At 39.6% G+C, this 1,389-nt stretch carries 1 protein-coding gene; it reads left to right on the plus strand.

Annotated features, from left to right (window positions below):
• Positions 1–220 precede the first annotated feature (220 nt).
• Complete coding sequence (ypfJ, locus tag EF384_RS09535; protein ID WP_123781480.1) at positions 221–1,258, plus strand: KPN_02809 family neutral zinc metallopeptidase; 1,038 nt, start codon at positions 221–223, stop codon at positions 1,256–1,258.
• The last annotated feature ends 131 nt before the right edge of the window (positions 1,259–1,389 follow it).

Genomic DNA, 1,389 nt, shown 5'->3' on the forward strand with positions numbered 1-1,389 from the left:
ACACTCTTTTTTTGAGTGTTCAGCTTTCGGGTTGAGATTCATACTGCTTTATTGACTGTTTTTTCCGTAATAGTTCAATAAAAGATGCTTTAGTATTTTTACGGGTGACACTAGTCATGATTACCATCTTATTATAAATTGTGGGGAACGTTTACATTACATTTGTTTATGGAATATATCACATATGATATAATGGAGAAAACTGTCAGGAGGTATTTCCATGAAATGGCAAGGGCGCAAACGTAGTGGTAATGTAAAAGACTTGCGTGGTCAAAACACCGGAAGTGGTGGATTAGGTGGTTTGGGACAAGGACGATCCGGAGGTAGAATACCTATTCAGCTTCCAGGTGGTCGCGGGACTTCAACTGGAGGCAGAAGCTTAGGTTGCGGTTCGATTATCTTAATGCTGATTATATTCTTTGTATTTGGTGGGACATCTTTATTAGGTGACAACCAGTCTAGTTCAAGTAATAATCAAACAAACGATCAAACTGGACAGGTAGAGGTACAATTACCTGGACAGATGGAATCGAATACGCAAATTCAAGCCAATCCTAATAGTCAGGTCAGTTTACCAGAGACTGGATCCACAGATAGTGAAACAGTTACTGAAGATGAGTTGGCTGAATTTGTTTCTGTTATCCTTTATGATACCGAAGAGTACTGGACACAAGCATTTTCTGAAGCTGGATATACATATAAGGCGCCAGATTTGGTCATCTTTGAGGATTCTGTGAATTCATCTTGTGGGTATAACACATCTGAAGTTGGACCTTTCTATTGCCCAACGGATGAAACTATTTATATCGATTTAGATTTCTATAATCAACTTGTTAAAAATTATGGAGGCGGTGGTGATTTTGCTATGGCCTATGTGATCGCCCATGAAGTAGGTCACCATGTTCAACAGCAACTTGGCCTTTCCGATCAGGTTCGACAAATTCAGTCTGAAGTTGGTCAAACTGAACAAAATCAATGGACTGTACGGATGGAATTACAAGCGGACTATCTTGCTGGTGTATGGGCACATAACGTCGTTGAGAATGATTGGATGGAAGCAGGGGACCTTGAAGAAGGATTAAACGCAGCTTATCACATTGGTGATGACGTCTTGCAAGAAAAAGCTTATGGCCGTACGATGCCCGACTCTTTCACCCATGGTACTGCCGAGCAACGGCAAAAATGGTTTAAGAAAGGGTTAGAAGCAGGCGACTTGTCACAATGGGATACCTACAATATAAGCTACGATAGCTTATAGATTTGACATGATATTCCTAGCGTTTCAATGATCGATGGATAAAATGGATTTATCTTGACTGTTCCCTAAACAAAAATGAACAGTACGGAATTAAAAAATAAATAATAGCCTGAATAATTCATACCTCTATA

It is taken from the genome of Aerococcus agrisoli (assembly GCF_003797145.1).
Classification (GTDB): Bacteria; Bacillota; Bacilli; order Lactobacillales; family Aerococcaceae; genus Aerococcus; species Aerococcus agrisoli.

Excerpts from the sequence above, each read along its gene's own strand:
- ypfJ (WP_123781480.1), top strand. The coding sequence starts at position 221 with ATGAAATGGCAAGGGCGCAAACGTAGTGGTAATGTAAAAGACTTGCGT.